This window comes from Streptomyces sp. SCPE 10, from assembly GCF_051980735.1.
GTDB lineage: Bacteria > Actinomycetota > Actinomycetes > Streptomycetales > Streptomycetaceae > Streptomyces > Streptomyces misionensis.
The window spans coordinates 748,645-762,734 of the sequence record NZ_CP197069.1; the positions used below are offsets into that span (position 1 = coordinate 748,645).

The window sequence follows — 14,090 nt, forward strand, 5'->3', positions numbered from 1 at the left end:
GCCCAGTCGAGAGCGTGGAAGGTGAAGAGGGCCATGCTGCTACCCGCCAAGGCCGAAGTGGCCCGGCAGTTGCGGCGTTACCGGGCGTGGGAGCGCGTGATGCTCGCCTCGCCGTACGACCGCAGGGTCCGGGCCACGTTCGAGGACTCGGGGTACACCCTGTGCGTGCTGATGGGCAAACGCTGCGCCCGCGAGGCCGCGGACGCGGCGGAGCGCTATCTGCGCACGAGTCTGGTCACCTACCTGCGCGAGCAGGACGGACGGCCGAAGGCGCGCCGTTCGACACGAAGGACGCCGACATCGGAGCGGCGTTCCACGGCGCCGAGCTCCTGAGCTGGCACCGTACAAGGCGTTCCCCCGGGGACCGGCTGGGGCCGGCCCCGCTCTCGGATCGCGGAGCCGGGCCGGTGCCCGGCTCCGCGCACGGCGGAGGTGAGATACATGCGCAGGACCCCGGCCATCGGCCGTGTACCGGTACGCGACGTCCGGCCGGCCGTGGAGTGCGGCAGGCGCCCGGCGAAGGCGGTGACCGGGGAGACGTTCCAGGTCACCGCCACCGTGTTCCGGGAGGGGCACGACGCCGTCGGCGCCAATGTGGTCCTGCGTGATCCGAGGGGCCGGCGCGGTCCTTGGACCCCGATGCGCGAACTGTCGCCGGGCAGCGATGTGTGGGGCGCCGAGGTCACCCCGGACGTGACGGGCCGCTGGACCTTCCGGGTGGAGGCCTGGAGCCATCCGCTGGCGACCTGGCGGCACACCGCCTCGGTGAAGATGCCGGCCGGGATCGACACGGGGCTGGTCCTGGAGGAGGGCGCGGAGCTGTACGAGCGCGCCGCGGCCGGGGTCCCCAAAGGCCCCGAGCGGGACCTGGTGGCCGCCGCCGCGCGTGCCCTCGGCGACGACTCCCGCTCGGTCCACGACCGCCTCCGGCCCGCGCTCTGCGCACAGGTCCAGGAGGTGCTCGCGCGGTATCCGTTGCGGGAGTTGGTGACCGCGTCGGACCCGATGCCGCTGCTGGTCGAGCGCGAGCGCGCGCTCTACGGCTCCTGGTACGAGTTCTTCCCCCGCAGCGAGGGCACCGCCGAACACCCCCACGGCACCTTCCGCACCGCCGAACGGCGGCTGAAGCCGATCGCCGACATGGGCTTCGACGTCGTCTACCTGCCCCCGATCCACCCGATCGGCCACACCTTCCGCAAGGGCCGCAACAACAGCCTCACCGCCACCCCCGACGACGTCGGCGTCCCCTGGGCCATCGGCTCCCCCGAAGGCGGACACGACACCGTCCACCCCCGGCTCGGCACGATCGAGGACTTCGACCACTTCGTCGACCGGGCCCGCGCACTGGGCCTGGAGATCGCCCTGGACTTCGCCCTCCAGTGCTCCCCCGACCACCCCTGGGTGCACAAACACCCCGAGTGGTTCCACCACCGGCCCGACGGCACCATCGCCCACGCCGAGAACCCGCCCAAGAAGTACCAGGACATCTACCCGATCGCCTTCGACACGGACATGGACGGCCTCGTCACCGAGACCGTGCGGGTGCTGCGGCACTGGATGGACCACGGGGTACGGATCTTCCGCGTCGACAACCCCCACACCAAACCCGTGGTCTTCTGGGAACGCGTCATCGCCGAGATCAACGACCAAGACCCCGACGTGATCTTCCTGGCCGAGGCCTTCACCCGCCCCGCCATGATGCACACCCTGGCGCAGATCGGCTTCCAGCAGTCCTACACCTACTTCACCTGGCGCACCACCAAAGACGAACTCACCGCATATCTCACCGAGTTGACGGGCGAAGCAGCCGCCTACATGCGGCCCAACCTCTTCCCCAACACCCCCGACATCCTCCACGCCTACCTCCAGCACGGCGGCCGCCCCGCCTTCGAGGTCCGCGCCGTCCTCGCCGCCACCCTCTCCCCCAGCTGGGGCATCTACAGCGGCTACGAACTGTGCGAGAACACCCCCCTGCGCGAAGGCAGCGAGGAATACCTCGACTCCGAGAAATACCAGCTCACACCACGCGACTGGGACACCGCCGCACGCGAGGGCCGCACCATCGCCCCGCTGATCACCAAGCTCAACCACATCCGGCGCCGCCATCCCGCGCTGCAGCGCCTGCGGAATCTCCGCTTCCATCGGACCGACAACGACGCCGTGCTCGCCTACAGCAAGAGCACGGGGACGGACACGGTCCTCGTGGTCGTCAATCTCGACCCGCATCACGCCCAGGAGGCCACGGTCTCGTTGGACATGCCGCAACTCGGCCTGGACTGGCACGCCGACCTGTCCGTACACGATGAACTGACGGGCGAGACGTACCACTGGGGCAGCACCAACTACGTGCGTCTGACGCCCGGTCGGGTGCCCGCGCACGTGCTCCACGTCCGGCGATCGACGCCCGAGAACGGAGGGCCCGCAGCGTCATGACCGTCAACGAACCCGTACCGGACACCTTCGAGGACACCCCTGCCCGGGACCGCGACCCGCAGTGGTTCAAGCGCGCCGTCTTCTACGAGGTGCTGGTCCGCTCCTTCCACGACAGCAACGGCGACGGCGTCGGCGACCTCAAGGGCCTGACCGCCAAGCTCGACTACCTCCAGTGGCTCGGCGTGGACTGCCTGTGGCTGCCACCGTTCTTCAAGTCACCGCTCAGAGACGGCGGTTACGATGTCGCCGACTACACCGCGGTGCTGCCGGAGTTCGGCGACCTCGCCGACTTCGTGGAGTTCGTGGACGCCGCCCACCAGCGCGGCATGCGCGTGATCATCGACTTCGTCATGAACCACACCAGCGACCAGCACCCCTGGTTCCAGGAGTCCCGCAAGGACCCCGACGGGCCGTACGGGGACTACTACGTGTGGGCCGACGACGACAAGCGGTACGAGGACGCGCGGATCATCTTCGTCGACACCGAGGCCTCCAACTGGACGTACGACCCCGTGCGCGGCCAGTACTACTTCCACCGCTTCTTCTCCCACCAGCCCGACCTGAACTACGAGAACCCGGCGGTGCAGGAGGAGATCCTGGCCGCCCTGCGCTTCTGGCTGGACCTGGGCATCGACGGCTACCGGCTGGACGCGGTCCCCTACCTCTACGCGGAGGAGGGCACCAACTGCGAGAACCTGCCCGCGACCCACGCCTTCCTCAAGCGGGTCCGGCGGGAGATCGACGCGATGTACCCGGACACCGTGCTGCTGGCGGAGGCCAACCAGTGGCCCGAGGACGTCGTCGACTACTTCGGCGACTACGAGCGCGGCGGCGACGAGTGCCACATGGCCTTCCACTTCCCGGTGATGCCGCGCATCTTCATGGCCGTACGGCGCGAGTCCCGCCACCCCGTCTCGGAAATCCTCGCCAAGACCCCGGAGATCCCGTCGGGCTGCCAGTGGGGCATCTTCCTGCGCAACCACGACGAGCTGACCCTGGAGATGGTCACCGACGAGGAACGCGACTACATGTGGGCCGAGTACGCCAAGGACCCCCGCATGCGCGCCAACATCGGCATCCGGCGCCGGCTCGCCCCGCTGCTCGACAACGACCGCAACCAGATCGAGCTGTTCACCGCCCTGCTGCTGTCCCTGCCCGGCTCGCCGATCCTCTACTACGGCGACGAGATCGGCATGGGCGACAACATCTGGCTCGGCGACCGCGACGCCGTACGCACCCCCATGCAGTGGACCCCCGACCGCAACGCCGGCTTCTCGACGTGCGATCCGGGCCGGCTGTCCCTGCCCACGATCATGGACCCGGTCTACGGCTACCAGGTCACCAACGTGGAAGCCGCCATGTCCTCGCCGTCCTCCCTGCTGCACTGGACCCGGCGCATGATCGAGATCCGCAAGCAGAACCCCGCCTTCGGCCTCGGCACGTACACCGAACTCCAGTCGAGCAATCCCGCCGTGCTCGCCTTCCTGCGCGAGTACGAGGACGACCTGGTGCTGTGCGTGCACAACTTCTCCCGCTTCGCCCAGCCCACCGAACTGGACCTGCGGGCCTACGACGGCCGGCACCCGGTCGAGCTGATCGGCGGGGTGCGCTTCCCCGCCATCGGTGAACTGCCCTATCTGCTCACCTTGCAGGGCCACGGCTTCTACTGGTTCCGGCTCACCCGAGTCGCATCCCGCATCGGCCGCCGCCGCTGAGCGCGCGGCGCCGAGGAAAGGACGCGTCACCATGCCGAAGACCATCACCCTCCGGCCGAGAACCGCGGCCGGCGTCGACGGCCCCCTCGCCTCGCTCGGCGGACTGCTGCGCCAATGGCTGCCACGGCAGCGCTGGTTCGCGGGCAAGGACCGGCCCGTGACCGAGCTGTCGGTGCTGAGCGTGACCGAGCTGTTCCCCGGGTGCCTGCATCTGCTGGTGCACGCCTCGCACGCACCGGTGCCCGCACCCGGCGGCACCGCCCCGCCCGGCGACTGCTACCAGTTGCTGCTCGGGCTGCGCGAGCGGCTCGCGCCACGCCTGGAGCGGGCGTTCATCGGGCGCGCCACGACGGGTCCGCTGGCCGGGCTCGCGGTGTACGACGCGCTGTACGACCCGCGCTCGGCGAGCCTGCTCCTGGAGCGGCTGCGCCGGCCGGGCACCGCGGGCCCGCTGCGTTTCGAGGCGGACCCCGCCGCCCCCGTGCCCGGGGGTCTGCCACCGCGGCTGCTGGACGCCGAGCAGTCCAACACCTCGCTGGTGTACGGCGACGCGTACATCCTGAAGCTGTTCCGCCGCATCCAGCCGGGCGTCAACCCGGACCTGGAGGTGTCGGCGGCGCTGGCCGCGCAGGGCTGCACCCGGGTACCCGCGCCGGTGGCCTGGTTCACCACCACCGCGCCGCGCCCGGCCACGCTGGGGGTGCTCCAGCCGTTCCTGCCGGACGCCGCCGACGGCTGGACGCTGGCGCTGGCCGCGCTCGCGGCGGGCGACGACTTCGCCGCCGAGGCCCGGGCGCTGGGCCGGGCGATGGCCGAGGTGCACCTGGCGCTGGCCGAGGCGTTCCCGCCGGCCGGCCCCGGCGAGAACGGCCGTACCGCCGAGGAGATGTGCGCGCGCCTGGACGCGGCCGCCCACGCGGTGCCGGGGCTGAAGCCGTTCGTGCCCGGACTGCGGGCCGCGTTCGGGGCGCTGGCCACCTGCGACACCGGGCCGCCCGCCCAGCGCATCCACGGCGATCTGCACCTCGGGCAGGTGCTGCGGGCCGGCCGCGACTGGTTCGTCATCGACTTCGAGGGCGAGCCGTCCCGGCCGCTGACCGAGCGGCGGGCCCCGCAGTCCCCGGTGCGGGACGTGGCCGGGATGCTGCGCTCCTTCGACTACGCGGCCCGGCAGCGCCGCCCCTGGCGACCCGAGTGGGCGCGCCGCTGCCGGGAGGCGTTCTGCGCGGGCTACGCGGCCCGCGCGGGCTGGGATCCACGCAAGAAGCACGCGCTGCTGCGCGCGCACGAGACGGACAGGGCGGTGTACGAGGTGCTGTACGAGGCGAGACACCGGCCGGACTGGCTGCCGGTACCGATGGCCGCGATCAAACGACTCGCGGTGTGGGGAGGCTGACGGCATGGCACTGCGCGACACCTCGCGTCCCGAGGCCGCGGGTCCGGTTGCGGCCACGGCCGTCCTGGACCCGGCGGACCGGGACCGGCTGCTCGGCGGGGCGCACCACGACCCGCACGCCCTGCTGGGCGCCCATCCGGTGCCGGGCGGCACCCTGTTCCGGGCGCTGCGCCCCCACGCGCGGGCGGTGAGCGTCCTGGTCGACGGGATGCGCAACCCGCTCGTGTCGGAGGGCGGCGGGCTGTTCTCGGCCGTGCTGCCCTACCCGCGGATCCCGGCGTACACGCTGCTGGTGACGTACGACGAGGACGAGCGGGAGGTTCACGACCCGTACCGCTTCCTGCCCACGCTGGGCGAGCTGGACCTGCATCTGATCCGCGAGGGCCGGCACGAGCAGCTGTGGCGGGCGCTCGGCGCCGAGCCGATGGTCCACCAGGGCGTGGCCGGCACCCGGTTCACCGTGTGGGCGCCCAATGCCCAGGGGGTGCGGGTGGCCGGGGACTTCACCTACTGGGACGGCACCCAGTATCCGATGCGCTCGCTGGGCGCGTCGGGGGTGTGGGAGCTGTTCCTGCCCGGGATCGGCGAGGGCGACCGCTACAAGTTCGAGATCACCTCCCGCCACGGCCACCGGTTCCTCAAGGCGGACCCGATGGCGCGGTGCACCGAGGTGCCGCCGGACACGGCGTCGGTGGTGGCGGCCTCGCACCACGAGTGGGGCGACGCGGAGTGGATGGCGCACCGCGGCGACACCCCGGTGCACGAGGCGCCGTTCTCCGTGTACGAGGTGCATCTGCCGTCCTGGCGGCCTGGTCTGACGTATCGTCAGCTGGCGGACGAACTGCCCGCCTACGTCAAGGAGATGGGCTTCACGCATGTGGAGCTGATGCCGGTCGCCGGGCATCCGTTCAGCGGCTCCTGGGGCTACCAGGTCACCTCGTACTACGCCCCCACGCCCCGGCTCGGCTCCCCGGACGACTTCCGGTACCTGGTGGACGCGCTGCACCGGGCGGGCATCGGCGTGATCGTGGACTGGGTGCCGGCGCACTTCCCCAAGGACGACTGGGCGCTGGCCCGGTTCGACGGCGATCCGCTGTACGAGCCCGGGAACGCCTCGCGCGCCGAGCACCCGGACTGGGGGACGTACGAGTTCGACTACGGCCGCACCGAGGTGCGCAACTTCCTCGTCGCCAACGCCGTCTACTGGTGCGAGGAGTTCCATGTCGACGGACTGCGGGTGGACGCGGTCGCCTCCATGCTCTACCTGGACTACTCACGGGACTCCGGGCAGTGGGAGCCCAACGTGTTCGGCGGCCGGGAGGACCTGGACGCGGTCGCGTTCCTCCAGGAGATGAACGCCACGGTGTACCGGCGCTGCCCGGGCGTGGTGACCATCGCCGAGGAGTCCACCGCCTGGGACGGGGTGACCCGGCCGACCGACAGCGGCGGGCTGGGCTTCGGGCTGAAGTGGAACATGGGCTGGATGCACGACTCGCTCCAGTACATCCAGAAGGAGCCCGTGCACCGCAAGTACCACCATCACGAGATGACGTTCTCGATGGTGTACGCGTACAGCGAGAACTACGTCCTGCCGATCTCCCACGACGAGGTGGTGCACGGCAAGCAGGCACTGGTGTCGAAGATGCCGGGCGACTGGTGGCAGCGGCGTGCCAACCACCGCGCGTACCTGGGCTTCATGTGGGCCCACCCGGGCAAGCAGCTGCTCTTCATGGGGCAGGAGTTCGCGCAGGGCGCCGAGTGGTCCGAGGCGCAGGGGCCCGAGTGGTGGCTGCTGGACGACGACTACCACTCCGCGGGCGATCACCGGGGCGTGCAGGCGCTGGTCCGGGACCTGAACGCGCTGTACCGGGCGCGGCCGGCGCTGTGGCAGCGGGACACCGACCCGGGAGGCTTCCGCTGGGTGCAGTGCGACGCGGCGGACGACAACGTCTTCGCGTTCCTGCGGTTCGCCGCGGACGGCTCCCCGCTGCTGGCGGTGTCGAACTTCTCCCCCGTGGTCCGCCACGACTACCGGCTGTGGGTCCCGCCGGAGGTCCCGGCCTGGCAGAAGGAGCTGAACACGGACGACGCCCGCTACGGGGGCGGCGGGGTCGCCGTCGGCCCGCCGGGGGCGCTGAAGCCGGCCGATGGTTCGCTCGCCCTCACGCTGCCGCCGCTGGCCACGGTGTTCCTGGCGCCCATGCGCTGAGGGCGCAGGTGTCGGCGGCCGTCACCGGGGCAGTCGGGGTCGTACAGAAAGACCCCTGGCTGTCCCCGGTGACGGGGAGGAAGGCGGCACCGAGTGCGCACGGTGGGAGTGGAGGAGGAACTCCTCCTGGTCGATCCGGACAGCGGCGACCCGAAGGCGCTGGCGGCTGCCGTGCTGGCGCGGGCCGCGCACGACGATCCCGGACAGGACGTGTTCGAGCCGGAACTGTTCGGACAGATGCTGGAGTTCGCCACCCATCCGCAGGCCGAGATGACGGACCTCGGCGAGGAGATCGTGCGCTGCCGCAAGGAGGCGGCCCGGCACGCCGGGCAGATCGGCTCCGCGGTCGCCGCGCTCGCCACCTCGCCGCTGCCGGTCAGCCCCTCGCTCACGGTGAACGACCGGTATCTGTGGCTGGCCGACCGGTACGGCGTCGGCACCCGTGACCAACTGGTCTGCGGCTGCCATGTGCATGTGTCGGTGGAGTCCGACGAGGAGGGCGTGGCGGTCCTGGACCGGCTGCGGCCCTGGCTGCCGGCGCTCACCGCGATCAGCGGCAACTCCCCTTTCTGGCAAGGGCATGACACCAACTACCGCAGCTACCGCAGCCGGGTGTGGTCGCGCTGGCCGTCCGCCGGGCCCACCGAGCTGTTCGGTTCGCCCGAGCGGTATCACCGGCGGGTGGCGGACATGGTGGCCACCGGGGTCATCCTGGACGAGGCGATGGCGTACTTCGACGCACGGCTGTCGGCCAGCTATCCGACGGTGGAGCTGCGGGTCGCGGACGTGTGCCTGTACGCGGAGGACGCCCTGCTGGTCGCCACCCTCGCCCGGGGCCTGGTGGAGACGGCCGCCCGGGACTGGCGCGCGGACCGGCCGGCCCCCGACCACAGTGTGAGCCTGCTGCGGCTGGCGTCCTGGCAGGCCGCCCGCTCGGGACTCGACGGCGATCTGCTGGACCCCCACACCATGCGGCCCCGGCCCGCCGGGCAGGTGCTGCGCTCGCTGCTCGACCACATCGGGGACGCCCTCGACGACAGCGGCGACGGCGCCCGCGCCGAGAAGGGCGTCGAGGAACTGCTGCGGCGCGGCACCGGCGCCCGCGAGCAGCGCCGCCTGCTGGAACAGTCGGGCAGCCTGCGCGACGTCGTCACGGAGTGCGTCCGCCACACCCAGGGCTGACCAGCCCCGTCGGCCGACAGGACCGTACCTGCCGTCCGGCCCCGCGCCGCCCGTGACACGGCCCTCGCCGGTTCGCCTCGGGCCGCCGGCCCCGTCCCGCGTGCCCACCCCGTGGCTGGACACGCGCGGTGCGGGGCGTGCTGGTCAGCGGATCAGGACGAGGGCGTAGACCAGGAAGAACGCGGCGATCAGCACGACGACGGCCAGGATCAGCGCCAGCGGCGCCTTGGCCCAGCCGCGCTGGTTCGCGTGCGGCTCCCGCGTCGCGGCCTGGGGCATGCTGCTCTCGGCGGGCGGGGTCTCGCCGGGTGGCACCGAGCCGCCCGGCTCCAGGCCGGTGGTGCGCTCGGGTTCCGGGTCGGGGTTCACATGGCTCATGTCACTCATGTCTGCCGAGTCCCCCGCACGCGCCCGCCTCACCGGCCGATACCGCACGGACCCCCGCCGCGGCCCGGAGGCGGTGTGCCGCACCGGGGGCCGCAGGGTCTACCGTGTCCTGCGGAAACCGTCCGGGCCCGCACGGGCCGCCCGCGCCGTCCGCGGAGCCGCAACCCGCAGACGGCCACACGGACGGATATCCGGCCCGGCTGTGGGAACCCGCACCGCAGCGAAAGATCAGCGACGACGACCGTCCTGGCCGCACGGGGCAGCACAGGGGCTCCGTACGGCCGAGGCCAGGGGAATGCGAGACCGTGACCGAGCCGCGTTGGGACGAGACCCCGCCCTCCGAGGAGACGTACGAGCGCACGTTCTCCTTCGCGGGCGAACTGCGCAACGTCACCGAGGCGCGGCTCGCCGCGGAGGACTTCCTGGGCGCGCTGGCCCGCGCCGCACCGCCGGGCGAGGACGAGTACTGGGACGACATCCTGCTGGTGGTGACCGAACTCGCCGCCAACGTGATCCAGTACGCGCCCGGACCGTTCGACCTGCGGATGCGGCGCACCTTCGACGGCGTGCACGTGACGATGCGCGACAGCAGCACCGCCCGGCCGGAGCCGCGGCCCTTCCATCCGCGCACGGGCGGCGGCGGTATCGGCTGGCATCTGGTGCACACGCTGTGCACCCAGGTCAGTGTGGTGGTGCACGACGAGGGCAAGGACATCCACGTCTTCCTGCCCTGGTGAGCGGGCCGACGTGTAACCACGCGTCAGCCGGTTACTCCACCGCGTGCGGGGGCCCGCATTCGTCTGCCTGCCGCACCCGGCTGGCACAACGGCCCGGGGCGCGGTGGGATCGGAGTCGGTGCGCATCGATCCAGGGCATGCGAACGGCGACGAGTCGGACCGCCGCCCGGAGCACGCAGAAAGGGATGGACACCGTGACACGACCCAGGATCCTGGTGGTGGGCGCCGGCTTCGCCGGAGTCGAGTGCGTCCGCCGCCTGGAGCGGAAACTCGCCCCCGACGAGGCCGACGTCACCCTGGTGACGCCCGTCTCCTACCAGCTCTATCTGCCACTGCTGCCCCAGGTCGCCTCCGGTGTGCTCACACCGCAGTCGATCGCGCTCTCGCTGCGCCGCAGCAGGCGGTACCGCACCCGGATCCTGCCGGGCGGCGCGATCGGCGTGGACCTGAAGGCCAAGGTCTGTGTGGTCCGGACCATCACCGACAAGATCGTCAACGAGCCGTACGACTACATCGTGCTCGCCCCCGGCAGTGTGACCCGCACCTTCGACATCCCGGGGCTGACCGAGCACGCCTTCGGCATGAAGACGCTCGCCGAGGCGGCCTACGTCCGCGACCACGTCATCTCCCAGCTGGACCTGGCCGACGCCAGCGACGACCCCGCCGAGCGGGCCGCGCGGCTCCAGTTCGTGGTGGTCGGCGGCGGGTACGCCGGCACCGAGACCGCGGCGTGTCTGCAACGGCTGACGCACGCCGCCGTACGGCGCTATCCGCGGCTCGACCCGAGTCTGATCAGGTGGCACCTGATCGACATCGCGCCCCGGCTGATGCCGGAGCTGGGCGAGAAGCTCGGCCGCAGCGCGCAGGAGATCCTGCGGCGCCGCGGCATCGACGTCTCCCTCGGGGTCTCGCTCGACAAGGCCGGGGCGGACGAGGTCACCTTCACCGACGGACGGGTGGTGCCCACGCACACCCTGATCTGGACCGCCGGCGTGGTCGCCAGTCCGCTGATCGCCACGCTGGGCGCGGAGACGGTCCGCGGCCGGCTGCTCGTGGACCCCGAGCTGACCGTGCCGGGCCAGGACGGGGTGTTCGCGCTCGGCGACTCGGCCGCGGTGCCCGACCTCGCCAAGGGCCAGGAGGGGGCGATCTGCCCGCCGACCGCGCAGCACGCCTCGCGCCAGGGCAAGCGGGTCGCCGAGAACGTCATCGCGACGCTGCGCGGGGAGCCGCTGCAGCCCTACGTCCACAAGGACCTCGGCCTGGTCGTGGACCTCGGTGGCAAGGACGCGGTGTCCAAGCCGCTCGGCGTCGAGCTGCGCGGGGTGCCCGCGCAGCTGGTGGCCCGCGGCTACCACTGGTCGGCGCTGCGCACGGGTGTCGCCAAGGCCCGGGTAATGACCAACTGGCTGCTCAACGCGGCGGCGGGCGACGATTTCGTCCGCACCGGTTTCCAGGCCCGCAAGCCCGCCCGGCTGAAGGACTTCGAGTTCACCGACTCCTACCTGACGCCGGAACAGGTGCGGGCCCGGGTGGAGGGCGGCGCCGTCGGCAGCCAGTGAGGCGACACAGGTCACCACGGGCCGCCGACCAGTTCGCCACCGGTCGGCGGTCTTCTCCGGTGCCCGGGGAACGTCGCATCGAAGGAGCGCACCTGGTGGCCGCACGCCGGCCGAAAGCAGCCGATCCGGTCACTCGTGCGATGCTGGGGCGTAGATCGATTTCTGGCACGGGTTCACGGACACGGGAGAGCGCGGCGGCGTGAGGGCAGTGGGACGGTCGGGGCGGGTACGGATGTGGGACCGGCTCGCGGCATGGGATCCCGGACTGCTCCGGCTCACCGCGGGGTTGCGCACGGTCGCCTCGATCGCCCTCACCCTCGCGGTGCTCGCCGCCCTGCGCGCCCCGGTGCCGTTGCTGGTCGCCGGGGCCATCGCGGCGATGGTGGCCACCTTCGCGATCCGGGAGAAGCAGCGCGGCCCACAAGCCGTCACCCTCGCCCTCGGGCTCCCGGTGGCCCTCGTCTCCGTCACCCTCGGCACCCTGCTGAGCCGGTACGTGATCGCGGGTGACCTGTTCTTCGTCGTGCTCATCGCCTGCGCCGTCTACGGCCGCCGGTTCGGCGACCGCGGCACCGCGCTCGGTCTGATCGGCTTCCAGACCTACTTCCTCTCCCTGTTCGTGCACGCCACACCGGCACTGCTGCCGAAGCTCTACGGCGTCGTGCTGACCGCGTTCGTGTGCGGTGCCCTGGTCCGGTTCGTGCTGCTGCCGCAGACCCCGGCGGGCACCCTGGAGCGGCTCCGGCAGGCCTTCCGGGCCCGCCTCGCCCAGCTGATCGACATCCAGATCGAGCTGCTGGACGCGGGGCCGGAGGAGGTGGAGAAGGTCCTGGAGGAGCTGCGCAACGGCACCGCGCGGCTGCACGAGACGGCGCTGCTGATCCAGGGCCGGCTGGAGGACGGCACCTCCGAGAAGTCGGTGGCCCGGCTGCTGCAACGCCGCGTCGCGGACGCCGAGATCGCCGCCGAGCGGCTCGGACTGCTGCTGCTCACCGCGCGCAGCGCCGAGCGCACCGACACCCTCACCCTGCACCTGCCGGGCGCCCCGCTGCCCTCCGGTGGCGAACTGCCGGTGCGGGACGAGGCGACGGCCGCGCTGCGCCGGGACCTCAGGGCGCTGCGGCTGCTGGCGCTGCGGCCGGCCCACGAGGCCGCCGGAACCGCCCTGGCGCACGTGCGCAACCGGCTGCTCGGCTACCGCGAGGAGGAGAACCTGCCGCAGGCCTCGCCCGCCGTGCAGGACGTCTTCCGCGGGCTCGGCGAGACGGCCCGCGCCGCGCTGGGGCTGCGGATCGCCCTCGACGGGCCGCAGGACGAGTCCGACGACTCCCCCGCCACCGCCCGCTCCCGCGAGGAGCTGGACGCGGAGGACGCCGCGATCGAGGTCAGCGAGGAGACGGAGCCCGAGGCCGCCGAGCCGGGCGGGCTGCGCCGGCCCACCACCCGGGCCGCGGTGCAGATCGCCGTCGGCTCCTCGCTGGCCATCCTCGGCGGCGAACTGCTCTCCAGCCAGCGCTGGTACTGGGCGGTGCTGACCTGCTGGATCGTGTTCATCAACACCGCATCCACCGGGGAGATCCTGGTCAAGGGCTACCGGCGGCTGGTCGGCACGGTGCTCGGCGTGGTCGCCGGTATCGGGCTCGCCGGGCTGGTCGGACACCACACCTGGACCGCGTTCGCGCTGGTGCTGCTGTTCGTGTTCGCCATGTTCTACACGGCGCCGCTGTCGTACACGCTGATGTCGTTCTTCGTCACCGCCGCGCTGGGCCTGCTGTACACGCTGCTGAACACCTACAGCGCGGCCGTCCTGGTGCTGCGGATCGAGGAGACGGCGCTGGGCGCGGCCTGCGGGGTGATCGCGGCCGCGGTGGTGCTGCCCATCCACACCGACCGCCGTACCAACGAACTGCTCGTCGAGGTGCTGGACCGGCTGGCCGAGGTGACCCGGGCCGCCGTCGACCAGCTCAGCGGCGGGAGCGGCGGCGATCTGGTGGAGCAGGCGCGCGAGCTGGACCAGGCGCTGGCGGACCTGCGCTCGGCCACCCAGCCGCTGACGCACCCGATCACCCCGATGCGCACCCGCCGCAACACCGCCCGCTATGTGGTGGCGCTGCTGGAGACCTGCGCGTACCACGGGCGTTCGCTCGCGGCGACGGCCGAACTGCTGCCGACGCACCCGGCGATAGCCGCGGACCCCCGGCTGCGCGGGGCCGGCGCGCGGATCGTGCACAACATCGAGACGATCGCCGCGCATGTGGCGGACCCGCGGTCGGACGGCGAGATCGAAACCGGCCCCAGCATCGCGTCGATGCTGGAGCCGGGAACCCTGCGCACCCCTCGCTACGGCCGGGTGACCGACCGGGTGCTGCGCCATCTTCAGCGGATGGACGAGGCGGTGTCCGGTCTCGCCCGCCCGCTGGGCCTGCGCTCGGAGGCGTCGCCCGCCAAGCGGTGACGCCTCCGAGCGCC

The 14,090-nt window shown here is 72.1% G+C and carries 10 protein-coding genes; 9 read left to right on the plus strand and 1 reads right to left on the minus strand.

The window, feature by feature from the left end; genetic code table 11:
• Positions 1 to 33 precede the first annotated feature (33 nt).
• From ACSP97_RS03565 to ACSP97_RS03590, 6 genes are all read left to right on the plus strand, one after another.
• Positions 34 to 333, plus strand: coding sequence for a DUF5133 domain-containing protein (locus ACSP97_RS03565; RefSeq protein ID WP_355151176.1), 300 nt, complete (start codon positions 34 to 36; stop codon positions 331 to 333).
• A gap of 108 nt (positions 334 to 441) precedes the next feature.
• Positions 442 to 2,433, plus strand: a complete 1,992-nt coding sequence (locus tag ACSP97_RS03570) for an alpha-1,4-glucan--maltose-1-phosphate maltosyltransferase (protein WP_440556289.1) — start codon at positions 442 to 444, stop codon at positions 2,431 to 2,433.
• The gene (gene treS / locus ACSP97_RS03575; protein WP_440556290.1) at positions 2,430 to 4,148 is read left to right on the plus strand and encodes a maltose alpha-D-glucosyltransferase; all 1,719 of its coding nucleotides are present in this window, start codon (positions 2,430 to 2,432) and stop codon (positions 4,146 to 4,148) included. The genes ACSP97_RS03570 and treS overlap by 4 nt, the downstream gene beginning before the upstream one ends.
• Positions 4,149 to 4,179: 31 nt before the next feature.
• Positions 4,180 to 5,544, plus strand: coding sequence for a maltokinase N-terminal cap-like domain-containing protein (locus ACSP97_RS03580; protein ID WP_355148692.1), 1,365 nt, complete (start codon positions 4,180 to 4,182; stop codon positions 5,542 to 5,544).
• 4 nt (positions 5,545 to 5,548) lie between these two features.
• Positions 5,549 to 7,753 (plus strand): 1,4-alpha-glucan branching enzyme, encoded by a 2,205-nt coding sequence (glgB, locus tag ACSP97_RS03585; RefSeq protein ID WP_440556291.1) that lies wholly within the window; start codon positions 5,549 to 5,551, stop codon positions 7,751 to 7,753.
• 93 nt (positions 7,754 to 7,846) lie between these two features.
• On the plus strand, positions 7,847 to 8,935 hold the full coding sequence (locus ACSP97_RS03590) for a glutamate--cysteine ligase 2 (RefSeq protein ID WP_358272868.1): 1,089 nt from the start codon (positions 7,847 to 7,849) through the stop codon (positions 8,933 to 8,935).
• A 144-nt stretch (positions 8,936 to 9,079) separates the two neighbouring features.
• Here ACSP97_RS03590 and ACSP97_RS03595 read toward each other — a convergent pair whose 3' ends face one another.
• A complete protein-coding gene (locus ACSP97_RS03595) occupies positions 9,080 to 9,313 on the minus strand; it encodes a DUF6480 family protein (protein ID WP_070026691.1) in 234 nt (77 codons plus the stop codon).
• 314 nt (positions 9,314 to 9,627) lie between these two features.
• Between ACSP97_RS03595 and ACSP97_RS03600 the strand changes: the two genes are divergently transcribed.
• From ACSP97_RS03600 to ACSP97_RS03610, 3 genes are all read left to right on the plus strand, one after another.
• The gene (locus ACSP97_RS03600) at positions 9,628 to 10,059 is read left to right on the plus strand and encodes an ATP-binding protein (RefSeq protein ID WP_355148698.1); all 432 of its coding nucleotides are present in this window, start codon (positions 9,628 to 9,630) and stop codon (positions 10,057 to 10,059) included.
• A 185-nt stretch (positions 10,060 to 10,244) separates the two neighbouring features.
• Positions 10,245 to 11,621 carry an NAD(P)/FAD-dependent oxidoreductase gene (locus tag ACSP97_RS03605; RefSeq protein ID WP_355148700.1) on the plus strand — a complete coding sequence of 459 codons (1,377 nt, stop codon included), beginning with the start codon at positions 10,245 to 10,247 and terminating at the stop codon, positions 11,619 to 11,621.
• Positions 11,622 to 11,853: 232 nt separating this feature from the next.
• A complete protein-coding gene (locus tag ACSP97_RS03610; protein WP_355527336.1) occupies positions 11,854 to 14,076 on the plus strand; it encodes an FUSC family protein in 2,223 nt (740 codons plus the stop codon).
• Positions 14,077 to 14,090: the final 14 nt, after the last annotated feature.